This is a genomic window from Paenibacillus sp. FSL K6-2441 (assembly GCF_037964765.1).
GTDB classification, from domain to species: Bacteria; Bacillota; Bacilli; order Paenibacillales; family Paenibacillaceae; genus Fontibacillus; species Fontibacillus phoenicis.
The window spans coordinates 2,837,314-2,860,586 of record NZ_CP150174.1 but is presented as its reverse complement, the minus strand read 5'-3'; the positions used below and the strand labels follow the sequence as shown (position 1 = coordinate 2,860,586).

The window sequence follows — 23,273 nt, the reverse complement described above, 5'->3', positions numbered from 1 at the left end:
TCATGGCGATTCGGATTATTGTTAAGGAACCGGATGAAGTGCTACATCAGGTAGCTAAAGAAGTGAAGAAGATTACGCCTAATATTCAAAAACTGTTGACGGATATGGCGGATACGATGTACGACGCGGAGGGCGTAGGTCTGGCTGCACCGCAAATCGGCATCCTCAAGCGGGTGATCGTGGTTGATGTCGGCGATGAGCACGGGCTGATTGAGCTGATCAATCCCGAGATCGTGTCCAAGGAAGGCGAGCAATTCGGACCGGAAGGCTGCCTCAGCATTCCGGGGTATCGCGGAGATGTTCGCCGTGCCATGACCGTCACCGTCAAAGGGCTGGACCGCAATGGCAACGAAGTGACTTATACGGGCTCCGAGCTGCTGGCGCGCGCGTTCCAGCATGAAATCGACCATCTGAACGGCGTATTGTATACGGACATTGCGGAAAGAGTGTACGAGATTACCCCTGAGGGTGAAGAGAAGGAGTGAACAGCGCCCGATGAATATCGTATTTATGGGGACGCCAGCGTTTGCGGTGCCTTCGCTGGAAGGACTGCTGCGCGAAGGGTACAACGTCGTAGGCGTGGTCACGCAGCCGGATCGGCCGCAGGGGCGCAAAAAAGTGCTGACGCCAACGCCGGTCAAGGAAGCCGCTTTGCGTCATGGGCTTCCCGTGCTGCAGCCGGCGCGGATGCGTGCGCCGGAGGCGGTGGCCGAGGTCGCCGCTTTGCAGCCCGATTTGATCGTCACTGCGGCGTACGGGCAAATTCTGCCGAAGGGCGTGCTGGACCTGCCGAAGTACGGCTGCCTGAACGTGCACGGCTCGCTGCTGCCGAAATACCGCGGCGGGGCACCGATCCAACGGGCGATTATGGGCGGCGAGAAAGAAACGGGCATCACCTTGATGTACATGGCCGAGGGGCTTGACACCGGCGATATGATCGCCAAGACGGTGGTGCCGATCGACGATGAGGATACGTCGGGGACGTTGTTCGAGAAGCTGAGCGAAGCCGGGGCGCGGCTGCTGCTGGAGCAGCTTCCGCTGATCCTTGAGGGTAAGGCGGAGCGGATTCCGCAGAACGATGCGGAAGCGACTTATGCACCAAATCTGACACGGGAGGATGAGCGCATCGATTGGAGCGCGACCTCGCGGCAAATTTATGATCGCGTGCGGGGGCTGGTGCCTTTTGCCGGCGGGTTTACGACTTGGAACGGTGAGGTATTTAAGGTTTGGGCGGTGGCCAAGCCTGCGGAGGCAGGAACTTCTGCGGGCGGGGCCGCGTCGACGTCTGAACCAGCGCCGGGGACGGTGCTTGAGCTTTCGTCACAGGGCATCAAAGTGAAAACCGGGGACGGCGCGGTATGGCTGACTCGGGTTCAGCCCGCAGGCAAGAAGGCGATGGAGGCCAGCGATTTCATTCGCGGCGGCGTGATGCAAGTCGGGACGGTCTTGTCATGAGCGGCGCAGGAAAGCGGCCGGGTTTAGGCTCGGGCGGAGGCAAGGGACCTGGAACCGGTGCGAAAGCAGCTGGACAAGCCAGCCGCGGCCAGGGTTCGGTTCAGCCGTCTGGCACGCCTTCATCCTGCGGGCGGGGCCGAAATCAGGCGGCTGCGTCGGCCCGCAGCGTAGCGCTGCAGGTGCTGACCGCCGTTGAGCAGGAGGGCGCCTACAGCAATCTGCTGCTCAACGGGGCGCTGCAAAGGTCCGGATTAACCGGACCGGATGCAGGTCTTGCAACCGAGCTGGTCTACGGCACCATTCAGCGGCTTAACACGATCGATTATTTTCTCGAGCAGTTTGTGACGAAGGGGCTGGCGAAATTAGCGCCTTGGGTGCGAAATCTGCTCCGGCTCAGCTTCTATCAGCTGCAATATCTGGACCGGATCCCTCCGCATGCGGCCGTGAACGAAGCGGTGAACCTGGCGAAACGCAAGGGACATCAGGGGATTTCCGGCATGGTGAACGGTGTGCTTCGCAACGTGCTGCGCCGCAAAGAGGAGCTGCGTTTGCCGGAGGGGCTGGACCCTGTGCAGCGCATCGCCCTGGAGCATTCCCATCCGGAATGGATGGTCGCGCTCTGGATCCAGCAATACGGCGAATCTGCCGCAGAAGCGATTTGCCGTGCCAACAATGAGCCGCCTTCGGTCAGCGTTCGGGTTAATCGCACGAAAGCGAGCCGGGACGAGGTGCTGCGCCTCATGGAAGAGCAAGGGCTGCGAGCCTCGGCCTCGCCGATCTCGCCGGACGGCATTGTGGTCCACAGCGGCGGCAATATGGCGCTGACCTCCTGGTACCGGGAAGGCTTGATTTCCGTACAGGACGAAAGCTCTATGCTCGTTGCCGAAGCGTTGGATCCGCAGCCGGGGATGAATGTACTGGACTGCTGCGCTGCGCCCGGCGGCAAGACATGCCATATCGCTGAGATCATGGAGGGCCGCGGCCGGGTGCTGGCGAACGACATCCATCCGCACAAGGCGAAGCTGATCGAGGACCATGCCAAGCGGCTAGGGCTGGACAACGTGGATACGTTATCGGGCGACGCCCTGCAACTCGCGGAGCGGCTGAAGGCAGCTTCCTTCGACCGGATTTTGCTGGACGTTCCTTGTTCCGGACTTGGCGTGATCCGCCGCAAGCCGGATTTGAAGTGGGCGAAGAAGCCGGAGGACGTGACGGAGATCGCCGGCGTCCAGCGGACTTTGCTCGACTCGGTGAGCGGGCTGCTGAAGCCGGGCGGCTTGCTCGTCTACAGCACTTGCACGATTGAACCGCGCGAAAATGCCGAGATGGTCGCCTCCTTCCTGAGCCGCCATCCGGAATTCGAGCTGGCGGATGAGCCGATCAGCTGGAAGGAGCGCGGTGCTTTGGCAGCTGCCGCTGGGCGGGTCGAGGCTGGGCTGCAGATTTTGCCTCAGGACGCCCATTCGGACGGATTTTATATTGCTCGACTCCGTAGGAAGTTGATAGAGAAGGATTGACATGACAAGGTCAAGCAGCCGCTCGAAACGGCGGGCTTGGCCTTTTTGCGCCGCTGCGGCGGGAAGGTCGACTTTAGTCGGAAGTCAATTTATGATAAAATGGGAAGAATGAGTGGGCAACTTTTCAAAATAGATATGGACAGGTGTGTGAAAATGAAACCTTTTATATATGATTATACGTTGGAAGAATTACAGGAATGGGCCGTATCGCAGGGAGAACCTGCGTTTCGCGGCGGACAGATCTTCGATTGGCTGTACGTGAAACGCGTCAGCTCCTTCGATGAGATGACCAACCTGTCCAAGGCGCTTCGGCAGAAGCTGGCTGACGAATTTGCGTTCGTTACGCTGCAGGAGATTACGAAGCTGGAATCCAAGGACGGAACGGTGAAGTTCCTGTTCGGGCTGCATGATGATCATGCTATTGAAACGGTCATTATGAAGCATAACTACGGCAACAGCATCTGCGTGACCACCCAGGTCGGCTGCAAGGTCGGCTGTACGTTTTGTGCCTCGACATTAGGGGGGCTGAAGCGGAATCTGACGCCGGGAGAAATCGTCGCCCAGGTCGTGCAGGCGCAAAAGATTCTGGACGCCAAAGGCGAACGCGTCAGCAGCATCGTGATCATGGGGACCGGCGAGCCATTTGAAAACTATGATGCCACGATGAAATTTTTACGGATTATGATCCATGAAAAGGGCTTGAACATCGGACAACGGCATATTACTGTATCAACGAGCGGGATTGTCCCGAACATTTACCGGTTTGCGGACGAGAACACGCAAATTAACTTGGCGATCTCGATCCATGCGCCAAATGATGCGCTCCGCTCGAAGTTGATGCCGGTCAACCGGCGCTTTCCGTTTGACGACGTGATGGAGGCGCTCCGCTACTACATCGCCAAAACCGGCCGCCGCATTACGTTCGAGTACGCGCTGATCGGCGGGGTGAATGACCAGCCGGAGCATGCGGAGGAACTGGCCGACGTGATCAAGGATATGCTTTGCCACGTCAATTTGATTCCGGTCAACTATGTGCCGGAGCGCAAATACGTGAGAACGTCGCGTAACGATATTTTTAAGTTTCAGCGCATACTGGCGGATAAAGGCATCAATGTGACGATCCGCCGGGAGCAAGGCCATGATATTGCCGCTGCCTGCGGACAACTGCGGGCGAAGCACATGGAGTCTGGTGCGAGGTGAGCGAATATGATGAATTGTGTTTTTGTAAGTGATGTGGGACGAGTCCGTTCCGTCAATGAGGACTGCACATGGGTGGACCAGCTGGAATCGGGATACACGCTGGCGATTGTCGCGGACGGAATGGGCGGCCATCAGGCTGGAGACATTGCCAGCCGCATGGCGGTTGAGACCATTACCGAGGATTTGGGGGCGCTGCCGACAGGATTGTCGGTGGAGGCTTGCGGGGAAGAATTGAAGAAGGCGATTCTTCACGCCAACGAAGCCGTATTCCGCAAAGCGTCAGAGCATGTGGAATACCATAGTATGGGCACCACGGTTGTCGCTGGGATCTTTGCAGGCCGCGACGGCGTAATCGCTCATATCGGCGACAGCCGGGCCTACCATTTCCGGCAGGGCCAGCTCATCCAATTGACGGATGACCACTCGCTGGTCAACGAGCTGCTCAAGAACAATCAGATCAGCGCTGAGGAGGCAACGGTGCATCCGCATCGGAATGTCGTGACCCGCGCGCTGGGAACCGATGAGCAAGTCGAGGTCGACATGAACCGGGTATCGCTGGAGCCGGGGGATATTTTGCTGCTCTGCAGCGACGGGCTCAGCAACTACGTGACACCGGAACAAATGGCTCTGACGCTTGGCTCAGAAGATCTTGGGTTACAGGGCCGGGCCGACCGATTGCTCCAGCTGGCGCTAAGCGCAGGAGGCGACGATAACATTAGCGTTGCCCTGCTGGAACAACATGAGGATGCCGGGTCGGGCAAAAAGGAGTGGAATTCATGATCGGACACGAATTGGGCGGTCGTTATCAAATTATCGAGAGGATCGGCGGAGGGGGCATGGCGCTTGTCTACAAAGCGCAGGACCTGCTGCTGAACCGCTACGTGGCCATCAAAGTGCTGCGTCAACAATTTGTGAACGACGAGGAATTTATCCGGCGTTTCCGCCGGGAGGCGCAGTCTGCTGCATCCTTGTCGCACCCGAATATCGTCAGCGTGTATGACGTTGGACAAGATGATGAGATCCATTACATCGTGATGGAATACGTTGAAGGGCAGAATCTCAACGAAATTATTAAGGAGCGGGCCCCGCTGCAGGTTGAAGAAGCCGTTCGCATTGCGTCGCAAATCGCCGATGCGCTGGACCACGCCCATCATAACCAAATTATTCACCGGGATATCAAACCTCATAACATATTGATTGGACGAAACGGACGCGTCAAAGTGACCGATTTCGGGATTGCCCGTGCCGTCACGTCGGCGACCATTACGCAAACCGGCTCAGTGGTGGGCTCGGTGCATTATTTCTCGCCGGAGCATGCGAAAGGCGTAGCCACTGGGGAGAAATCCGACCTGTACTCGCTGGGGATCGTGTTGTACCAGATGCTGACCGGTCGGTTGCCGTTCCTTGGTGAAAGCCCAATCAGCGTAGCATTAAAGCATTTGCAGGAGCAATTCGATGAGCCGCGTATGGTGAATCCGATGATTCCGCAAAGTGTGGAGAACATCATCTTGAAATCGATGCGGAAAAATCCGAACGAACGCTACCAGTCTGCCAAAGAGATGCTGCGCGACCTGGAAACCTGCTTGTTGCCGGAACGAAGAATGGAATCGAAATTGGCCTTTATAGATGATCATGACGAAGACAGCACGCGAATCATTCCGGCGATCCGTCCGCAGCATCAACCTCAAGGTGTGGCGGCAGGGCCGTCCAAACTGTCCCGCGACAGCGGAGCGGCGATGGTGGAGGAACGGGAGAGCGCTCCTAAGAAAAAGGCTTGGAGCAAGCCGGCGCTTTGGGTCAGCCTGACGCTGGTCGTCCTGCTTGCCTTGGCCGGCGTTGCCTGGTACGTGACGAAATTGGTGACCGTCCCAGAAGTCGCGGTGCCAAACGTGCTTAATCTGCACGAGGAACAGGCGATTCAGACCCTGACCGATAAAGGGATTGCCGTTGGGGAGATCACCCGGGAATACAAAGAAGGCGTGGACGAGGGGATCGTCTATGAGCAGAGCAAGCCGGAGGGGACGATGGTCAAGGAAGGCTCAGTCATCGACTTGAAGGTGAGCACGGAGAAGCCGCTGGCAAAAATGCCGGCATTAACGGGAAACTATGATGATGCGCTGCAGCAGCTGAAAGAGCTTGGCGTAGACGAGGCCCGCGTGCGGAAAGTGGAGGAAAACAACAGCGAGATTGAGCCAGGCATGATCATCAGCCAATCGCCGGAAGCCGGAGAGGAATTTGATCCCGAGACGGATACGATCGTGCTGAAGGTCAGCAAGGGACCGTCTGAGGTGAAAATGCCGGACCTCGTGAACAAGACGCAAGCGGAAGCGGAAAAATTGATCCGAGACGCAGGGCTGGTGCTGGCTGAAGACGGAATCAAAGAGGAATCGAGCTTTGAGGTCGAGGCGGGCAGAGTAACGAAACAGTGGCCTTATGCCCCGGACGACCTGGTGGTGCCAGGCTCGAAAGTGACGTTGTTTATCAGCACCGGTTATCCGCAGGAAGCGATCAACTATACGTTCCAAGTACCGGCTGCACCTGCACAGGAAGGCCAAATCAGCAAATATACGATCGTGTATGGGGATGCTCGTGGAGAAGGGCGCGAATGGGGCACGCAAAAGGTAGGCAAACCGCAATACCTGTCGGTTGACCTGGTTCTGGCGCCGAACAAGAACGGTTACGTGACAGTAACGCGCGACGGCGTCTTGCTGGATACTTACCCGATCTCGTACATCGATGCGAAGCAAGGAACTGTACCTGTGCCGCAATTCCCGGATCAAGGCGGTACGGAAGATGAGGACACAATGGACATGAACTCGGGTGATAATCCACCCGATACCGGCATGATCTTATCCGGTAAGCTGGCTTCGCTCCAGAATGAGCAAGGCGCAGCCCAAGGTAAAGGAAAGGCGGGTAAACGAAACAAACATGGCAATGGCAATTAAGTCAGACCGATATGAAAGCGAGGCCGGCGGATATGCCTGAAGGCTTGATTGTGAAGGCATTAAGCGGATATTACTACGTGAAGCCGGCGACGGCACAGGACGGGGCAGCGGATGCTTATATCCAGTGCCGCGGACGAGGGATTTTTAAGAAGAAAGGCATTACTCCCTTGGTAGGCGACAGGGTGGTCTATTCCCCCACCGAAAACGGGGAAGGCACCGTGGACGAAATCCTGCCAAGGGAAACCGAGCTGATCCGTCCGCCGATCGCCAACGCCAAGCTGGCGGTGCTGCTGTTCTCCCTGCGGGAGCCGGATCTCAATTTGCAGCTGCTGGACAAGTTTCTGGTGCATATCGAGCACGCTGGTCTGCAAGCATTGATCTGCCTCACCAAGGAGGATTTGCTGGAGGAGGACGGGGCGGAAGAAACTCCCGAAATCATTCGCCAGGTCAAAGCAATGTATGAATCAATCGGCTATGAGGTCATTGTCACCAGCTCCGTGACCGGGATGGGAACCGAGGAGGTAAAATCCCGTTTGGCTGGGGAGATCAGCGTCTTCTCGGGGCAGTCGGGGGTCGGAAAATCCTCGTTGCTTAACGCGATGCTCGGGTTATCGCTGGAGACAAGTGAAATCAGCCTCAAGCTGGGCCGGGGACGTCATACGACGCGGCATGTCGAGCTGATTGAGCTGGAGAACGGCGGTTACGTGGCTGACACCCCGGGCTTTAGCCAGCTGGATTTTCTCGAGTTAGGGATCGAGGAGTTATCCAGCTGCTTCCGGGAATTTGCCGATTACGCGGAGGGCTGTAAATTCCGCGGCTGCAGCCATTTGCATGAGCCGGGCTGCAAGGTCAGAGAGGCTGCGGACAATGGAGAAATCGCCGCCAGCCGTTATGAGCATTATGTACAGTTCTATGAAGAGATGAAGGACAAGAAGCGGAGGTATTGACGTCATGAGCAACAACATCTATATCGCGCCGTCGATTTTGTCGGCGAATTTCGCCAAGCTGGGCGAGGAGGTCGCTGACGTAGAGCGGGGAGGCGCTGACTGGCTGCATGTGGACGTGATGGACGGCCATTTCGTCCCGAACCTGACGTTTGGTCCGCTGGTGCTGCAAGCGATTGCTCCGCAGACCAAGCTGCCGCTGGACGTCCATCTGATGATCGAGAAGCCCGAGGAATATATCCCGGCCTTTGCCAAAGCGGGCGCGCATCTTATCACCGTACATGCGGAAGCTTGCGTGCATCTGCACCGGGTGCTGCACCTGATTAAGGAGCAAGGGGTTAAGGCGGGCGTGGCGATTAATCCAGCCACACCGGCTTCGGCCGTTCGCGAGGTGCTGGAGGACGTCGATCTCGTACTTGTGATGACGGTAAATCCCGGCTTTGGCGGACAGGCGTTTATTCCGGGAACGCTGCGCAAAATTCGGCAGCTGAAGGCCTGGAAGGATGAGCTGGGCTTAAACGATTTGCGGATTGAAGTGGACGGCGGGATCGCCGCTGCGACGGCGCCGCTGGTTGTAGAAGCGGGAGCGGATGTGCTGGTTGCCGGCAATGCGGTGTTTGGCCAAGCTGACCGGCGTGCTGCGATGGCAGAAATCCGCGAGAGCCTGGCCGGATTGGCATAGGCGCTTCAAGATGCGCATACATTGGTTACATGAGCGAAGGTTCTCATGTAGCCTTTTTTTTTGTGGCGGGAATACACGAGTAAATGACATCAAACATAGAATATGGGTGAAGGCATGAGCACGATGGGGAGGGTGAACGATGAAATTTTACACATTCAAGCTGCCTAAGTTTTTGGGAGGATTCGTTAAGGCGGTACTGAACACGTTTCACAAGAACTAGCGGGCGGGGCCTGAGAACCCGCCCCAAGCAGCGGAAGAGCGCGCCTGGCGGTTCCCGCCATCAAGGATTGCTTGGGCCGCTGACTTCAAGGGAAAAAGCGCAGTAAAAAAGCACCTCCATAGGAAAAGGTGCTTTTTGTCTATAATTCGTCCCGTCTGTTACACGCGGGTCACTTTACCGGATTTCAAAGCCCGAGTGCTAACGTATACGCGTTTCGGTTTGCCGTCTACCAAGATCCGGACCTTCTGCACGTTTACGCCCCAAGAGCGCCGATTGCGATTGTTTGCGTGAGATACATGGTTACCGCTGCCTGGCTTCTTGCCAGTCACATAACATTTGCGAGCCATTCATTACACCTCCTGTTCCAGATACACCTGTCTTGAAAATAACACTAACAATACAATATCACGGTTATTGACAATACTTAAATATTATATCACAGTAAAAAAAGCTCCGTCAACAGCTATTGACGTTCGACTCTTTTATTTATTTCTCTCTGGTCTTATAGTACAATATAGTTTAGTCCATAATAATTTCTATGGAAGGAGTGAGATAGGCGTGGCTGTAAATCTTACGACCAAATATGGACGAATCGATATTTCGGAGGAAGCCATTAAGGTGATCGCCGGATCGGCCGCCATGGAGTGTTATGGACTGGTTGGAATGGCAAGCCGAAAGCAGTTGAAGGACGGCATTGCCGAATTGCTGGGGCGCGAGAATTTGGCCCGGGGTGTGGAAGTGAACCTGGATAATCATCGATTAGCTATTTATCTTTATATTATAGTCAGTTATGGCACGAAAATTTCCGAGGTCGCACACAACATACAGCTCAAAGTGAAATACGTACTAAGTGAAATCGTTGGACTCGAAGTGGATCAGGTGAATATCGTAGTCCAAGGTGTACGCGTATCAAGCTAGGAAGGGGAATTTTCATTGAGTAAGCGTTCTTTAACTGGAACAGATTTCACCGCTATGGTATTGGCAGGCGCAAAGCGGCTGACAGAGCATGCTGAGCACGTCAATTCCCTGAACGTATTCCCGGTACCCGATGGGGACACCGGAACGAATATGAATTTGACGATGACCGCCGGCGTAACGGAATTGAAAGATCACGGAACCGGAGGTTTGGGCAGCAGAGCAGCCACTTTATCCAAGGGCCTGTTGATGGGCGCGCGCGGGAATTCCGGCGTGATTTTGTCCCAACTGTTCCGTGGCTTTAGCCGTTCTGCTGCATCATTGGAAGAGATGAATGCAGCCCAATTTGCCGCTGCGCTGCAAAGCGGGGTAGATACCGCTTATAAAGCGGTCGTCAAACCGGTGGAGGGCACGATTCTGACGGTAGCCAAGGAAGCAGCTAAGCATGCCGTCTATTATTCGCGCAGAACAACGGATATCACGGAATTGATGAGCGAGGTGCTGGCCAAAGCGAAGGAAGCGCTCGCGAATACGCCGGAGCTGTTGCCGGTATTGAAACAGGTTGGCGTCGTGGATTCGGGCGGTCAAGGACTTGTTTATATTTATGAAGGATTTTTACAATGGCTGCAAGGCGGCGCCAGCAGTGAAGCCGCTGCGACATTGGGACAAGCCCCCGCACCAGTTGCCAAACCAGAGCAGCGTGCTCAAACGGCCGTACCGGTGCATGCTCCAGCTTCGGCACAGGCCAAGCTCGAAACAGAGGATATCGAATACCTCTATGACATGGAATTTTTCATTAATCGAAAAATCGGTGAAATCAAGGATGCTGTTTTTGACGAGGATCAGTTCCGGAAAGCGCTTTCGGTCAATGGGGATTCGATTATCGTGATCGCTGACGACGAGATTATCAAAGTCCATGTCCATTCGAAAACGCCGGGCGACGTGCTGAATCTGGCGCTGCGTTACGGTGAAATTACACAAATTCATATCTTGAACATGCGTGAGCAGCACCGGGATCTGTTGATTGCAGGGATGGATGCCGCGCCGCCGATGCCGGAGCTGTTCGCCGAAATTCCGGCAGAACCGGCCCAACCGGTGGATCCGGCAGGGATTCCTGCGGATGAGCTGGCGCCTTATGGCTTTATCGCCGTTGCTTCCGGTCAGGGAATTTCGGAAATTTTCAAGAGCTTAGGTGTGGATGTCGTCCTGTCCGGCGGGCAGACGATGAACCCAAGCACTGAAGATTTCGTGAAGGCGATCCAATCGATTTCGGCTCAGCACGTGTTTGTCCTGCCGAATAACTCGAATATTATTCTGGCTGCGCAGCAGGCACGTGATTTGCTTGAAGGGGAGCGCAGCGTGACGGTTATCCCAAGCAAAAGCATTCCTCAGGGGATTGCCGCAGCGTTTGCTTTCCAAGAAGAAGAAAGCGTGGAAGCCAACGCGGATAATATGCAGAACGCGGTGCAACACGTGAAGACGGGCCAAGTGACGTATGCGGTCCGCGACACGATGTTTGATGATTTGGAGATTACGGCAGGTCATTATATCGGTATTGCAGATTCTAAAATCGTGGCCACCGAAGAGGGCTTGCTGGAAACGAGTCAGGGCTTATTAGCCAAGATGCTCACTGGCGGCGATGAAATCGTGACGGTGCTGGCCGGTGAAGAAGCTGACGAAGAGATGACGAATGCGCTGGTGGCCTGGATTCATGAGGAGTATCCCGACGTCGAGGTAGAGGTCCATAACGGCGGGCAACCGATTTATTATTATCTGTTTTCGGTAGAATCCTAATCCCCATGAGAGGATGAAGATGCTTATGAATCAGGCTATCATTATTGCCGACAGTACGGCGGATATCCCGCAGGCGACCGTTTCGGAATACGGCATTCATATCGTACCGATGCGGCTGGCCTTCGGGGACCAATCTTATCTCGAAGGCATCGACATCACCGCGGAAGAGTTCTACGATAAATTGAGCAAATCGAAGGAACTGCCTACCACTTCGCAGACCTCGCCGTCTCAGTATGTGGAGGTTTACCGCAACTTGCTTGCTGCCTATCCCGGATCACCGATCATTTCGATCCATATCTCCTCCGGGATGAGCGGAACTTATCAATCCGCAGTGCTGGCGAAGGAGATGCTGGAAGAAGAGCTGGGGCATCCGGTCGATGTCACGGTCATTGACTCGCTGTGTGCGACGTACGGTTTTGGCCTTCAGGTTGTGCATGCCGCGCGGATGGCGAAGCAAGGGGCTTCGGTCGAGGAAATTCGAGCTGAGGTTGAGCGGCTCGGGAAGGCGCGTCGGTTATATTTTCTCGTCGATACGCTGGAATACTTGCAAAAAGGCGGACGGATCGGTAAAGCCGCAGCCATTCTGGGCAACCTGCTGAACATTAAGCCGATCTTGTCGGTGGACCAGGAGGGCGTGATTTACGCTGTCGATAAAGTCCGAGGCCGCAAGAAGGCTATGGCCCGCGTCATCGAGTTGTTTGTGAATGATTTTGCCGGGGTGAAGGACATTAACGTGGCCGTTTGCGATTGCGTGAATCCGGAAGGCTCCGAGGAGATCCTGGCTCTGCTGCGGCAGCACTTTACGCTGCATGAGGTTGTCCGCAACAGCATCGGTGCCGTGGTTGGCACGCACGTAGGTCCGGGGACCGTGGCGACGTTTATTTGGCCGGCGAAGTGATGTTTGGAAGTTGCGGTGTGGGTGCGGCTGTGGCTGTGGTTGTGGCTGTGGTCCGTGGCCGTGGCTCTGGACGATTTTAACGGAACTGAGGGCCCTTATTTGACCATTTCCCGGCGATTTCCCGGTGTAACGGAACTCAGAGACCTTATTTGGCTCGAAAGGCTGATCATAAGCTGCTAAAGCTCCAAATAAGGTCTTTCCGTTCCGTTAGCCACAGTAATCGCTGCAAAAAGGATAAATAACGTCTCTCAGTTCCGTTAGGCTGCTGTCCGGGTTGCGTCTGAACTACGTGATCCGAAGATGCGTTTTTGAACTACCTCTATAAAGTGAGGGGATGAAGTTGGATTTACATCACATCCCCGTAAAGCAAGTCAGCGGCGTGAGCGCTCTTAAACAAGAAGAGCTTCACGCCTTTGGCATCTTTACGGTGAATGATTTGATTGAATATTATCCGTTCCGGTACGAGGATTACCGGCTGCGCTCCTTGACGGAAGTGAAGGATGGGGATAAGGTGACGGTGCAGGCCCAAATCATGGGTCTTCCGGTACTGCAACGGTACGGGCGGAAATCCCGCCTGACCTGCAAAATGATCGCCGATGACTGGATGTTTACGGCGACATGGTTCAACCGTCATTTCCTCAAGGATCAGCTGACGACGGGACGGGAGATTATCCTGACCGGCAAATGGGACATGCGCCGCAGTCAGCTGACGGTGTCGGAGTCGGAGTTCCCCGACCGCGGGACGCTCCGCAGCGGCAGTTTGCAGCCGGTCTATTCCGTAGGCGGCAAAATTACGCAGCAATGGATGCGTAAGACGATTGGACAAGCGTTGCAGCAATACGGGGAGATGATCCCGGAGATCCTGCCGCCCGAACTGCTTCGCAAATATGGGCTGATGCCCCGCAAGACGGCGATTTTGCGGCTGCACCAGCCGCAGGACAGCGAGGAGGGACAGCAGGCGCGGCGCCGCATGGTGTACGAGGAGCTGTTCTTGTTCCAACTCAAGCTGCAGGCGTATCGAGCGATGAACCACGAGCGGATGGACGGGGTAGCGCATGTGGTTGATAACGCCACGATTCGGGAATTTGTGCGTAGCCTGCCGTTTGAGCTGACCGATGCCCAGAAGAAGGTGGAGCTGGAAATTCTAAAGGATATGCGCTCACCCTATTGCATGAACCGGCTGCTGCAAGGCGACGTCGGTTCCGGCAAGACGGTAATCGCCGCCATCGCCTTGTACGCGGCGGTGAAGTCCGGGCACCAGGGCGCCTTTATGGTGCCGACGGAAATTTTGGCCGAGCAGCATATGCGCTCACTGTCCCGGCTGTTTGAGCCGTTTGGCATCACGGTCGGTCTGTTGACCGGCAGTGTGACGGGGCGCAAACGCAAGGATTTGCTTGGCTCGCTGCAAATGGGGCTCACCGACATCGTGGTTGGTACGCATGCGTTGATCCAGGAGGACGTGTTTTTTCGGTCGCTGAGCCTGGTGATTACCGATGAGCAGCACCGGTTTGGCGTGAATCAGCGCAGCATTTTGCGGCGCAAAGGCTTTAACCCGGATGTGCTGACGATGACGGCGACGCCGATTCCGCGCACGCTGGCGATTACCGCCTTTGGCGATATGGACGTATCCACCTTGTCGGAGCGTCCGAAGGGGCGCAAGCCGATCACGACCTATTGGGTGAAGCACAGCATGATGGACCGCGTGCTTGGCTTTATTGAGCGGGAGGTGTCGCAAGGCCGGCAAGCCTACGTCATCTGCCCGCTGATCGAGGAGTCGGACAAGCTGGACGTGCAGAACGCGATCGACTTGTACGTGTCGATGCAGCAGGCGTTCCCGAACATGAAGGTCGGGCTGCTGCACGGGCGGATGACGGCGGCGGAGAAGGACGAAGTGATGCGCGCGTTCTACGAGAACGAGGTGCAGCTGCTCGTCTCGACGACCGTCGTTGAGGTCGGCGTCGACGTGCCCAACGCCACGCTGATGATCGTAATGGACGCCGACCGGTTCGGCTTGTCCCAGCTCCACCAGCTGCGCGGGCGTGTAGGCCGGGGGGAGCACGCGTCGTATTGCGTGCTCATCGCCGATCCGAAGTCGGAGGTAGGTCAGGAGCGGATGAAGGTCATGACCGATACGGACGACGGCTTCGAGGTGGCCCGGCGGGACCTGGAGCTTAGGGGTCCCGGGGATTTCTTCGGCACGAAGCAAAGCGGCGTGCCGGATTTTCGCGTCGCGGACATGGTCAGCGACTACGCGGTGCTGGAGGCGGCGCGGGACGATGCCGCCCGGCTGGTTGCGGGCGAAGCGTTCTGGACTTCGCCCGAGTACGGACCGCTGCGGGAATATCTGCGGCGGGAGCAGGTTTTTCAAGGTGAGCTGATCGATTAAATTGATACGGCAAGCAAGCATCAAACCGTTCGCGGGATCCGCGGACGGTTATTTTTTTGCACAAAATACATCATAAGAAAAACGTCTATCGATGTACATTCAAAGTTGACAGACCGCGTTTAAGCGGAAGTTTTTCTTGCGATATCAGGATGCCAATGCCCCGAAGTTTATACTTTCTGATAACTTAAAAAAACAGGAAGTAACACGATTTGATATTTTATTTCAATAAAAAAGTAATATATTGAAATAAAATATCAAATAGATTATAATCATGTCGAAAGCACTTACAACTAGGATTGACGCAAACAAAGGAGTGTATCTTATATGCTGGAAAATCTGACAACCGAGGCGAGAAACGAGCGAACGATGCGCTTGGATGAAATGGAAGTGACCGAGCTGCTTACGGTGATGAACGAAGAGGACGCGAAAGTAGCCGGAGCGGTTAAAAAGGAAATTCCCAAAATCGCCCAGGCCGTGACTGCCATTACGGAGTCGCTCAAAAAAGGGGGCCGGCTGATTTATATGGGGGCTGGCACAAGCGGACGGATCGGTTTGCTGGATGCGGTGGAGTGTCCGCCGACATTTGGTACTTCCCCGGACCAGGTGGTTGGGCTGATCGCAGGCGGCAGCAACGCTTTTATCAAGGCCGTTGAGGGAGCGGAGGATCGGGCCGAGCTCGGTCGGACGGATCTGCAAAACCTCGGGCTTACCGCCAAGGATGCGGTCGTCGGAATCGCCGCGAGCGGTCGTACGCCTTATGTCATCGGCGGATTGGAATACGCCAAGCAAGTTGGTGCAAAGACGATTAGTATCAGCTGCAACAAGAATGCGGTGATCAGCACCATTTCTGACATCGCGATTGAGATCGAGAACGGTCCCGAGGTGCTGACTGGGTCGACGCGGCTTAAAGCGGGAACCTCGCAAAAGCTGGTCTGCAATATGCTGTCTACCGCGTCGATGATCGGCTTAGGTAAGGTTTACGGCAATTTGATGGTTGATGTTCAGCCCACCAATGAGAAGCTGGCCGATCGGGCGAAGCGGATTGTGATGGAGGCAACTGGCTGCGATGCATCAACCGCTGAGAACACCTTGCGCCTTGCCGAAGGGAAAGCGAAACCAGCGATCCTGATGATTTTGACAGGATGTTCGTATGAGGTAGCCTTGGAGAAATTGGAGGAGAACCAAGGGTTTATCGGTAAGGCTGCGAAGTCTGCGTCTGCAATACGTTGAAGAAACAAGTAAGACCATCCTATAGAGAGCAGGAGGCTTCCCAATGAGCAAATATGAAACTATGGCGAAACGGATCTTGGAATCCATCGGCGGTTCTGACAATGTGGAGCAATTTACGAACTGCATGACCCGGTTGCGGGTGTCGGTCCGGGACCGTAGCCAAATTGACGAAATCGGGCTCAAACAGATCGAGGGCGTACTTGGTGCGGTTGATGATGAGACGTATCAAGTAATCCTCGGACCGGGTGTTGTGAATAGTGTGGCGGAAGAATTTGGCAAACTTCTGAAAGAAGAGGGGCATGGCGGCCAAGGAGCAGCAGCTGGCGGCCAAACGGCGACGCTCCGCGAGGGCTCGGAGATCAAGGCAGAGCTCAAAAAGAAGAACAACACGCCTTTCAAAAATTTCTTGCGAAAAATCGGCAACATCTTTATTCCACTGATTCCCGCGTTGGTAGGGGCCGGGATTATCAACGGTATCGCCGGCTTGATCAATAACCTGATTACTTCCGGCAACGGGGCGGACTGGCTGCTTACGCTCCAACCGATTATTAGTGTCATTGGCTCGGCCTTCTTCGGGTATTTGACGATCTTTGCCGGGGGGAATGCCGCGAAAGAGTTCGGGGGAACGCCCGCGCTTGGCGGTGCCGTGGCCGCGATCATCGTTGCACCGGCGGTGGCGAATATCTCTTATACCTATCCCCTGTTTGGTGAAATTAAGCTGAATGCGGGGCAGGGCGGAATCATCGGGGCGATTTTGGCCGCAGGGCTGATCTCTGTGTTGGAAAAATGGATTCGTAAACGGATGCCGGCAGCGATTGATATCATCGTAACTCCTACCATTGCGCTGTTGCTTGCAGGCTTGGTTACCGTGTTCTTCCTGATGCCGGTCAGCGGTATTATCTCTCAAGGCATCGGACAGGTAACAACTTGGCTGTTGGCCCATGGCGGACCGCTGTCCGGCTTCGTTCTCGCTGCGCTGTTCCTGCCGCTGGTCATGTTCGGCTTGCACCAGGCGCTCATTCCGATTCATGCCGAATTGATTTCGCAGGTCGGATACACGGCGTTGCTGCCGATCCTGGCCATGGCGGGGGCGGGGCAAGTCGGCTCGGCGATCGCCATTTATATCAAGCTGAAGCATAACGCGAGAATGCGCAACATGATCAAAGGGGCGTTGCCCGTCGGATTTCTTGGCATCGGCGAACCGCTCATTTACGGGGTCAGCTTGCCTCTGGGCCGGCCGTTTGTAACCGCTTGTCTTGGCGGTGGGTTTGGCGGGGCTGTGCTTGGTTTGTTCGCGATGACGGGGAACTTCATCGGCTCGGTGGCGATTGGACCTTCCGGCCTCGTCCTGATCCCGCTGATTCAAGGCCCAATGGGAATCGGCATGACGATTCTCGGTTACTTGGCCGGGTTGATCGTCTCCTATGTCGCCGGATTCTTGCTCACGTATTTCTTTGGTTTTACAAAGCAGATGCTTATAGAGCATAATAGATAATACAAGCCAGCAGAGAAACGTTTGGCTGCCTTTAACCAGGCCGCCGCGTTTCTTTTGCGTTTTATGGGAATGGAAATAGCATCAGACGGATTGGGAATACGGAGGGGATGACCGTGACGACGGGAAGCGTACTTACGCAAATGGAGGCCATGCTGGAACAACTGCCTGAATCGGAAAGAAAGGCGGCCCAATATATTTTGACGGCTTCGGCGGAAGTCTCCGGCTTAAGTATCCATGCGGTCGCCGATAAAGCGGGGACCAGTGCGGCGGCGATTACCCGGCTATGCCGTTCGCTGGGGCTGAGCGGATTTCCTGATTTGAAAATGCGTTTGTCGGTCGATAATGCCAAACCGCAAAGACCAGGCTATTATGACATCGAACGCGGGGAGACGATTCAAAACGTCATTCAAAAGACGGTCTCCAACAGTCTCCAAGCCATTCAAGATATGATGCTTCACCTGCAGCCCGAACTGATCGAGCAGGTGGTGGACAGCTTCCGAGAGGCTTCCGTCATCCATATGTACGGGGTAGGCGCTTCGGCGATCGTCGCAGCGGATGCCGCACAAAAGTGGCTGCGCCTGGGGAAGCAAGCGTTCGCTCTGCAGGACGAGCATCTAATTGCGGCCGCGCTGGCCAGCGCTCCGCCGGGGGCCTTGTTTATGGGCATCTCTTACAGCGGGAACACCAAGGAAGTGCTGCAATTGTTCCGGGTTGCCCAAAAGTACGGCGTGCGCACCATCGGCTTGTCCCGTTTCGGCAATCATAAAGTAGCCGAGCTGGCCGATTTGATGCTGTACACGCCGCAGGCGCCGGAAGCGACCCTGCGTAGCGGGGCGTCCAGCTCGCGGTTGGCACAATTGGTCATGATCGATATTTTGTTCTTCGCGTACGCCTCGACGCAATACGAAGAGACGATCCTCAGGTTGAGTCAAACCCATGAGGCAACGGCGTTCCTCAAACAGAACTAGCGGCTTTCCCGCGTGCTTTTGGATTTTCAGGCACTATGGACAGCCTTACCGTCATATATTAGGGTTGAAGTCCGGAAATGACGGGACAGGAGGTGCTAGTCACGATGCCCAGCTATTATCAGTATGGAATCAGTCCGCAGCTGGTCGAACGGGTGAAGTTGAAAATGAAAAATCCGGCGATCAAAGAGCGGATGAAACAGGTCGTCGACGGCCTCACCCGCGCGGATTTGCAGGATCGCGTTAAGGTGCGCAGGCTCGTTAGAACGGCCGCTTCTGTGCTTGGCGAAAGATTGAGCGGCGTTCAGGAAGAGCAAATCGTCCAATTCGTCATCGATCAGCGAATCGACCCGCGGAATACGCTTCACTTGCTGCGCTTATGGGGAATGTTCCGCTAGAGCAAGCGCGCAGAGATGCGGCGGGACGGGTGATAAGGCCCTGGGGACCGGTACCCCGGCGGCCTTTTGCTATTTTCTCGGAGGGATGATCCGGGGCCAGGCGAGATAAGCTAAACGATACATGAGCGGGGCACAAAGCGCCGGGAGTCATTTCTGCTTGCCAATCTCCATGTTTTGTTTTATATTGACATGAGAGTAGGTCAAAAATAAAAGGAGGTTGTGGCGGATGACCCCGCGTACGAAGGAACAAAATGAAGAGATCAGGCTGCGCCGGCTTGCTCAAATTCGTGTCGCGGCCGCCGATGTGTTTCTTGAGAAAGGCCTGACGTTAGAGATTCGGGACGTGGCGACCAAGGCCGGGCTTGGTTACGGCACGGTCTACCACTATTACAGTAATAAAGGGGATCTGCTGCATGACGTGCTGTGGACGGCGATGGACCGGGCCGGGGAATGGATCGACCTGAGGACGGAGGAGCAGGAAGCGGCCGCCGATTCCCTTGTTGCGGCAGGTACCCGGCTGCTGAAGCTGTGGGCCAAGGATCACGGCGTTTATCTGTTGTATAAGCTGGCGGCGGATGGCTTCCAGCTGCTGCCGGAAGCCCGGGCACTGCCGCTTGCGGAGACGTTCCGCCGCGAGGTGTTGCTGCCGTTCGCCGCGGTGCTGGAGCGCGGTTTGCCGCCGGGTTCCGGAGAGACCGCTGCGACTGCGAGCTTAGCGGCGGGACAAGGCGCTGGGGGAGAGGGCGTCCGTCAGGCGGAATTGTTGCTGGCTGCGCTGGCCGGCTGCGCCGGCTCTCCGCTGCGCCAAGGCACGCTGGACCACGAAGCGGCAGACATTGCGCGTCTGCTATTGTATCGGCTGTCGGAGCGAACCCGATGGACCCTCGAAGGAGTGAGAGCTGAATGATTATATTGAAATCGCCGCGGGAAATTGAAGAGATGAAACGGGCGAATCAGATTGTTGCGGATTGTCACCGGGAGGTCGCCAAAATGATTCAACCCGGGGTCACGACAAAGGAAATTAATGATTTTGTAGTCCGGCATATTACGAAGCTGGGCGGCAAGCAGTTTACGAAAGGGTACAACGGGTTCCCGGCCGAAACCTGCGCATCGGTGAACGATGTGGTGGCCCACGGGTTCCCTTCGGACCGGCCGCTGCAGAACGGCGATCTGCTCAAGCTGGACATCGTTGCGGAGGCGGACGGCTGGTTTGGCGATTCGTGCTGGTGTTATGCGGTAGGTCAGGTGAGTCCTGAGGCGGAAAAGCTGATGCGGGTGACGAAGGAATGTCTGGAGCTGGGGATCGCCCAAGCGATTCCAGGCAACCGGCTGGGCGATGTGACTTCGGCGATCCAGAAGCATGCGGAGGCGAACGGTTATTCCGTCGTACGCGATCTGCTCGGTCACGGGATCGGACGCAGCCTGCATGAGGAGCCCAACTACGAGCATGTCGGCGTAGCGGGTAAGGGCATTCGGCTCAAGGAAGGCATGGTGTTTACGATCGAGCCGATGATCAATGAAGGCACTTTCCGCATCGTGATCGACGATGACGGCTGGACGGCGCGTACAGCGGACGGCAAATTGTCGGCCCAATTCGAGCATACGATCGCGCTGACGGCGGACGGGCCGCTGATTTTAACAGCTCAATAAGCAGCCAACAGGAAAGGAAGGCGGATTCCCAAAGTCCGAAGGGACAAGGGATCCGCCTTTTTTGCATGCTTTCGCTCTGCCGAATTATCCAACATAAACCTGTTGCGAAAGGGAATGTTTGTTCGTATTATGAATATAATAGGAACAAACGTTCTGATTAGAGGGTGAGCATATGACAGACAGCATGAAGAAGGGAGCCGCATGAGCCCTATTCCTTGGCAAACGCAGGAGGAGGCGGAGATGATCAAGCAATACGTGCTGCTTCCTCTGCTGCTTGATGTACTGGAACGAGACCAGCGCGCGCTGGCATCCGCTTCGTTGAAGCTGCCGCAGGTATATAAGGGGCTGATCCGCTTGCTGCAGAACGCTGCGGTCGCCGACCTGGCCCGGGTGCGCCAAGGCATGCGTGAGCATGGACTGAAGGTGTTCGAAGAGCGGCGGACGAAGCTTGGGATTGAAGCCCGCTATTTATGCCGGGGGTATACGTACGAGTTCTCCATGCTGTGGGGATTGGTCAAGGCGGAACTGATCCGCCGGCTTTGCGCCTATCTGGGGATCGATGTGAGGAAAGAGGGGATGTTCTCATGAAAGGTATGCCCCCAGCGCCCTTGGAGACAGAAGAAGATCTCCAGTTGGTCAAAGAATACATTTTACTCCCTGTTCTTTTGAATGTGTTGGAAAGGGACATGAAAGCATTGGGGACAGTAAAGCTAAAGATGGACGTTGTATACGTAAGAGCTTTACGAACTGCCCAAGATTTGATCACTGCAGACTTGACGTTGCTTCGGAAAAAAATGCGCGACAGAGGAATAAAAGTGTTCGAGCAACAACGTACTGAATTGGGCATTGAAGCCCGTTATTTGTGCAGGGGCTATCAACATAGGTTCTCCGTGCTTTGGAGCTTGGTGAAAGCGGAGCTAAATAAATATTTGAGTAAGTATCTGAACGTCGACTTAAGGAGCGGCCTATGAAAAGCGATAACAAAAGCCGAGTCGTAATGCTGGCAGATTGTCAATCCTTTTACGCAAGTGTTGAGAAAGCGGCCCACCCCGAGTATGAAGACAAACCTGTTGTGGTTGCAGGAGACCCCGCCCGTCGCTCCGGGATCATTCTCGCCGCGTGTCCCCTTGCCAAGCAGCATGGGATTACTACAGCAGAAAGGCTGGGAGAGGCACTTGCAAAATGCCCGGATCTCGTGGTCATTCGTCCCCGTATGGAGGAATACATCAGGGTATCCTTGCAAATTACAGAAATTTATCAATCCTACACGGACTTGGTAGAGCCGTACAGCATAGATGAACAGTATTTGGATGTCACGGGAAGCTTACAGCTTTTTGGCGGTCCTGATGAGATTGCGAGGAGCATTCAGGATAAAGTCATGAAGGAGACGGGCGTTCGTGTACGCATTGGAATTAGTGAAAATAAGGTGCTCTCCAAAATGGCCTGCGATAATTTCGCCAAACGTAATGCTTCGGGGATTTTTCACTTGCCTGTGAAAGATCTGCAAGAAGTGCTTTGGCCGTTGCCGATTCATCAGATGTTTATGGTGGGCTCCCGGATGCGCCGGCATTTAATGAAAATGGGGATATATACCATTGGCCAGCTGGCCCAGACTCCCCTGACCAAATTAAGAGCCAAATGGGGAGTGAACGGGGAAGTTCTGTGGCTCATTGCCAACGGCAAGGATCATTCCCCGGTAACGCCAAGTACACACGATTTGCAAAAAGCCATCGGCCATCAAATGACCCTTCCCTACGATTATTGGGAGTTTGACGATATCATGGTTCCCCTATTAGAGCTCTCAGAGTTAGTATGTCAACGAGCTCGAATGAAAGGCTATATGGGCTGGGTGGTTTCGGTAGGGTGTCAAGGAGCGGATTTTGATCACCCTTCCGGCTTCTACAGACAAATGAAATTACCCGACCCGACGAACCTCACGGATGAGGTGTTCCATGCAGCGAAAAAACTATTTAAACGACATTGGGACGGTTTACCCATTCGAAAAATTGGGGTCACTTTAAGTCAGTTGGTAAGCGACCAGGAATATCAGCTTACTTTATTCAGTAACCGCGAAGTAAAGTTAGCGTTGGAAAGAACCACGGACCGAATTAAAGAGAAATACGGAAGCACCGCGATTATGAGGGCCTCTTCTTTAAAAGCGTCGGGCCAAGCGCGGGATCGTGCGCAAAAAATTGGAGGACATTATAAATGAGCAAAAAATTGAAAGGAAACGGCTTGTTCGAATCGTCCAGAATGATGCTCCCAGAGCACAAGGAGGCTTATCTCATGCACCAGCAGAATTTGCGAAAGAATACACGGCCGCAATTAGATGATCAAGAGATGGAACGGATCTCCATGCTCATTGCTGAATCCATGCAGCTCAGGAAAGAGATCACTTTAGTATTATTTGGCGAATTGAATCGAGCGGAAATAACCGGAGTCGTGACGAAGATCGATCTGCAACAAAAAAACATCAGAATCACTGATGGAAATGATTTTCGTTGGATCAAGCTATCGGACATTATTGATGGTATGTGGAAATGATATGAAATAAAGAATGCCTGAAGAGCTATCCTTAA

24 protein-coding genes are annotated in these 23,273 nt (G+C 54.9%); 23 read left to right on the top strand and 1 reads right to left on the bottom strand.

Annotation, left to right across the window (positions count from 1 at the left end; all coding sequences use genetic code 11):
* The first annotated feature begins 2 nt into the window (after positions 1 to 2).
* The 9 genes from def to spoVM all read left to right on the top strand — a co-directional run bounded on the left by def (position 3) and on the right by spoVM (position 8,963).
* Positions 3 to 485 carry a peptide deformylase gene (gene def, locus NSQ80_RS13160; RefSeq protein WP_009225251.1) on the top strand — a complete coding sequence of 161 codons (483 nt, stop codon included), beginning with the start codon at positions 3 to 5 and terminating at the stop codon, positions 483 to 485.
* A 10-nt stretch (positions 486 to 495) separates the two neighbouring features.
* Positions 496 to 1,455: a methionyl-tRNA formyltransferase gene (gene fmt, locus NSQ80_RS13155; protein ID WP_036645260.1), complete on the top strand. Its 960-nt coding sequence runs from the start codon at positions 496 to 498 to the stop codon at positions 1,453 to 1,455.
* Positions 1,452 to 2,972 carry a 16S rRNA (cytosine(967)-C(5))-methyltransferase RsmB gene (gene rsmB / locus NSQ80_RS13150; protein ID WP_323076880.1) on the top strand — a complete coding sequence of 507 codons (1,521 nt, stop codon included), beginning with the start codon at positions 1,452 to 1,454 and terminating at the stop codon, positions 2,970 to 2,972. The genes fmt and rsmB overlap by 4 nt, the downstream gene beginning before the upstream one ends.
* Positions 2,973 to 3,125: 153 nt before the next feature.
* Positions 3,126 to 4,172 carry a 23S rRNA (adenine(2503)-C(2))-methyltransferase RlmN gene (gene rlmN / locus NSQ80_RS13145; RefSeq protein WP_009225254.1) on the top strand — a complete coding sequence of 349 codons (1,047 nt, stop codon included), beginning with the start codon at positions 3,126 to 3,128 and terminating at the stop codon, positions 4,170 to 4,172.
* Between the two features lie 6 nt (positions 4,173 to 4,178).
* Positions 4,179 to 4,952: a Stp1/IreP family PP2C-type Ser/Thr phosphatase gene (locus NSQ80_RS13140; protein WP_009225255.1), complete on the top strand. Its 774-nt coding sequence runs from the start codon at positions 4,179 to 4,181 to the stop codon at positions 4,950 to 4,952.
* A complete protein-coding gene (pknB, locus tag NSQ80_RS13135; protein WP_260070896.1) occupies positions 4,949 to 7,117 on the top strand; it encodes a Stk1 family PASTA domain-containing Ser/Thr kinase in 2,169 nt (722 codons plus the stop codon). Before NSQ80_RS13140 ends, pknB begins: the two co-directional genes overlap by 4 nt.
* A gap of 32 nt (positions 7,118 to 7,149) precedes the next feature.
* A complete protein-coding gene (gene rsgA, locus NSQ80_RS13130) occupies positions 7,150 to 8,064 on the top strand; it encodes a ribosome small subunit-dependent GTPase A (protein WP_009225257.1) in 915 nt (304 codons plus the stop codon).
* A gap of 4 nt (positions 8,065 to 8,068) precedes the next feature.
* On the top strand, positions 8,069 to 8,743 hold the full coding sequence (gene rpe, locus NSQ80_RS13125) for a ribulose-phosphate 3-epimerase (protein ID WP_009225258.1): 675 nt from the start codon (positions 8,069 to 8,071) through the stop codon (positions 8,741 to 8,743).
* A gap of 139 nt (positions 8,744 to 8,882) precedes the next feature.
* Positions 8,883 to 8,963, top strand: a complete 81-nt coding sequence (gene spoVM, locus NSQ80_RS13120; protein ID WP_036621610.1) for a stage V sporulation protein SpoVM — start codon at positions 8,883 to 8,885, stop codon at positions 8,961 to 8,963.
* Positions 8,964 to 9,121: 158 nt separating this feature from the next.
* Here spoVM and rpmB read toward each other — a convergent pair whose 3' ends face one another.
* Positions 9,122 to 9,310 carry a 50S ribosomal protein L28 gene (gene rpmB / locus NSQ80_RS13115; RefSeq protein WP_009225259.1) on the bottom strand — a complete coding sequence of 63 codons (189 nt, stop codon included), beginning with the start codon at positions 9,308 to 9,310 and terminating at the stop codon, positions 9,122 to 9,124.
* A gap of 211 nt (positions 9,311 to 9,521) precedes the next feature.
* Here rpmB and NSQ80_RS13110 point away from each other — a divergent pair, with 211 nt between their 5' ends.
* From NSQ80_RS13110 to NSQ80_RS13045, 14 genes are all read left to right on the top strand, one after another.
* On the top strand, positions 9,522 to 9,881 hold the full coding sequence (locus NSQ80_RS13110) for an Asp23/Gls24 family envelope stress response protein (RefSeq protein WP_009225260.1): 360 nt from the start codon (positions 9,522 to 9,524) through the stop codon (positions 9,879 to 9,881).
* Positions 9,882 to 9,896: 15 nt separating this feature from the next.
* Positions 9,897 to 11,672: a DAK2 domain-containing protein gene (locus tag NSQ80_RS13105; RefSeq protein WP_339299353.1), complete on the top strand. Its 1,776-nt coding sequence runs from the start codon at positions 9,897 to 9,899 to the stop codon at positions 11,670 to 11,672.
* Positions 11,673 to 11,697: 25 nt separating this feature from the next.
* The gene (locus tag NSQ80_RS13100) at positions 11,698 to 12,570 is read left to right on the top strand and encodes a DegV family protein (protein WP_339299351.1); all 873 of its coding nucleotides are present in this window, start codon (positions 11,698 to 11,700) and stop codon (positions 12,568 to 12,570) included.
* Between the two features lie 334 nt (positions 12,571 to 12,904).
* Complete coding sequence (gene recG, locus NSQ80_RS13095) at positions 12,905 to 14,956, top strand: ATP-dependent DNA helicase RecG (RefSeq protein ID WP_260070899.1); 2,052 nt, start codon at positions 12,905 to 12,907, stop codon at positions 14,954 to 14,956.
* 324 nt (positions 14,957 to 15,280) lie between these two features.
* Positions 15,281 to 16,186, top strand: a complete 906-nt coding sequence (murQ, locus tag NSQ80_RS13090; RefSeq protein WP_260070900.1) for an N-acetylmuramic acid 6-phosphate etherase — start codon at positions 15,281 to 15,283, stop codon at positions 16,184 to 16,186.
* Positions 16,187 to 16,229: 43 nt separating this feature from the next.
* Complete coding sequence (locus tag NSQ80_RS13085) at positions 16,230 to 17,681, top strand: PTS transporter subunit EIIC (RefSeq protein WP_260070901.1); 1,452 nt, start codon at positions 16,230 to 16,232, stop codon at positions 17,679 to 17,681.
* Positions 17,682 to 17,794: 113 nt separating this feature from the next.
* Positions 17,795 to 18,649 carry a MurR/RpiR family transcriptional regulator gene (locus tag NSQ80_RS13080; RefSeq protein ID WP_009225266.1) on the top strand — a complete coding sequence of 285 codons (855 nt, stop codon included), beginning with the start codon at positions 17,795 to 17,797 and terminating at the stop codon, positions 18,647 to 18,649.
* Positions 18,650 to 18,753: 104 nt separating this feature from the next.
* On the top strand, positions 18,754 to 19,044 hold the full coding sequence (locus NSQ80_RS13075; RefSeq protein ID WP_009225267.1) for a stage VI sporulation protein F: 291 nt from the start codon (positions 18,754 to 18,756) through the stop codon (positions 19,042 to 19,044).
* A gap of 226 nt (positions 19,045 to 19,270) precedes the next feature.
* A complete protein-coding gene (locus NSQ80_RS13070) occupies positions 19,271 to 19,951 on the top strand; it encodes a TetR/AcrR family transcriptional regulator (protein WP_009225268.1) in 681 nt (226 codons plus the stop codon).
* Positions 19,948 to 20,694 (top strand): type I methionyl aminopeptidase, encoded by a 747-nt coding sequence (map, locus tag NSQ80_RS13065; protein WP_085170456.1) that lies wholly within the window; start codon positions 19,948 to 19,950, stop codon positions 20,692 to 20,694. Before NSQ80_RS13070 ends, map begins: the two co-directional genes overlap by 4 nt.
* Before the next feature lie 201 nt (positions 20,695 to 20,895).
* Positions 20,896 to 21,282 carry a hypothetical protein gene (locus tag NSQ80_RS13060; protein ID WP_260070904.1) on the top strand — a complete coding sequence of 129 codons (387 nt, stop codon included), beginning with the start codon at positions 20,896 to 20,898 and terminating at the stop codon, positions 21,280 to 21,282.
* Complete coding sequence (locus NSQ80_RS13055) at positions 21,279 to 21,665, top strand: hypothetical protein (protein ID WP_339299344.1); 387 nt, start codon at positions 21,279 to 21,281, stop codon at positions 21,663 to 21,665. Before NSQ80_RS13060 ends, NSQ80_RS13055 begins: the two co-directional genes overlap by 4 nt.
* Positions 21,662 to 22,906 (top strand): DNA polymerase IV, encoded by a 1,245-nt coding sequence (locus NSQ80_RS13050; protein WP_339299342.1) that lies wholly within the window; start codon positions 21,662 to 21,664, stop codon positions 22,904 to 22,906. The genes NSQ80_RS13055 and NSQ80_RS13050 overlap by 4 nt, the downstream gene beginning before the upstream one ends.
* The gene (locus tag NSQ80_RS13045; protein WP_323076858.1) at positions 22,903 to 23,238 is read left to right on the top strand and encodes a YolD-like family protein; all 336 of its coding nucleotides are present in this window, start codon (positions 22,903 to 22,905) and stop codon (positions 23,236 to 23,238) included. The genes NSQ80_RS13050 and NSQ80_RS13045 overlap by 4 nt, the downstream gene beginning before the upstream one ends.
* The last annotated feature ends 35 nt before the right edge of the window (positions 23,239 to 23,273 follow it).

What these genes read in the sequence shown, in the direction of transcription:
- map (WP_085170456.1), top strand. Translation starts at nt 19,948, where the DNA reads ATGATTATATTGAAATCGCCGCGGGAAATTGAAGAGATGAAACGGGCG.
- NSQ80_RS13075 (WP_009225267.1), top strand. Translation starts at nt 18,754, where the DNA reads ATGCCCAGCTATTATCAGTATGGAATCAGTCCGCAGCTGGTCGAACGG.
- rlmN (WP_009225254.1), top strand. Translation starts at nt 3,126, where the DNA reads ATGAAACCTTTTATATATGATTATACGTTGGAAGAATTACAGGAATGG.
- NSQ80_RS13140 (WP_009225255.1), top strand. Translation starts at nt 4,179, where the DNA reads ATGATGAATTGTGTTTTTGTAAGTGATGTGGGACGAGTCCGTTCCGTC.
- def (WP_009225251.1), top strand. Translation starts at nt 3, where the DNA reads ATGGCGATTCGGATTATTGTTAAGGAACCGGATGAAGTGCTACATCAG.
- rpmB (WP_009225259.1), bottom strand. Translation starts at nt 9,310, where the DNA reads ATGGCTCGCAAATGTTATGTGACTGGCAAGAAGCCAGGCAGCGGTAAC.
- spoVM (WP_036621610.1), top strand. Translation starts at nt 8,883, where the DNA reads ATGAAATTTTACACATTCAAGCTGCCTAAGTTTTTGGGAGGATTCGTT.
- NSQ80_RS13100 (WP_339299351.1), top strand. Translation starts at nt 11,698, where the DNA reads ATGAATCAGGCTATCATTATTGCCGACAGTACGGCGGATATCCCGCAG.
- NSQ80_RS13055 (WP_339299344.1), top strand. Translation starts at nt 21,279, where the DNA reads ATGAAAGGTATGCCCCCAGCGCCCTTGGAGACAGAAGAAGATCTCCAG.
- fmt (WP_036645260.1), top strand. Translation starts at nt 496, where the DNA reads ATGAATATCGTATTTATGGGGACGCCAGCGTTTGCGGTGCCTTCGCTG.
- recG (WP_260070899.1), top strand. Translation starts at nt 12,905, where the DNA reads ATGAAGTTGGATTTACATCACATCCCCGTAAAGCAAGTCAGCGGCGTG.
- NSQ80_RS13060 (WP_260070904.1), top strand. Translation starts at nt 20,896, where the DNA reads ATGAGCCCTATTCCTTGGCAAACGCAGGAGGAGGCGGAGATGATCAAG.
- rsgA (WP_009225257.1), top strand. Translation starts at nt 7,150, where the DNA reads ATGCCTGAAGGCTTGATTGTGAAGGCATTAAGCGGATATTACTACGTG.
- NSQ80_RS13045 (WP_323076858.1), top strand. Translation starts at nt 22,903, where the DNA reads ATGAGCAAAAAATTGAAAGGAAACGGCTTGTTCGAATCGTCCAGAATG.
- rpe (WP_009225258.1), top strand. Translation starts at nt 8,069, where the DNA reads ATGAGCAACAACATCTATATCGCGCCGTCGATTTTGTCGGCGAATTTC.
- NSQ80_RS13050 (WP_339299342.1), top strand. Translation starts at nt 21,662, where the DNA reads ATGAAAAGCGATAACAAAAGCCGAGTCGTAATGCTGGCAGATTGTCAA.
- NSQ80_RS13085 (WP_260070901.1), top strand. Translation starts at nt 16,230, where the DNA reads ATGAGCAAATATGAAACTATGGCGAAACGGATCTTGGAATCCATCGGC.
- pknB (WP_260070896.1), top strand. Translation starts at nt 4,949, where the DNA reads ATGATCGGACACGAATTGGGCGGTCGTTATCAAATTATCGAGAGGATC.
- murQ (WP_260070900.1), top strand. Translation starts at nt 15,281, where the DNA reads ATGCTGGAAAATCTGACAACCGAGGCGAGAAACGAGCGAACGATGCGC.
- rsmB (WP_323076880.1), top strand. Translation starts at nt 1,452, where the DNA reads ATGAGCGGCGCAGGAAAGCGGCCGGGTTTAGGCTCGGGCGGAGGCAAG.
- NSQ80_RS13070 (WP_009225268.1), top strand. Translation starts at nt 19,271, where the DNA reads ATGACCCCGCGTACGAAGGAACAAAATGAAGAGATCAGGCTGCGCCGG.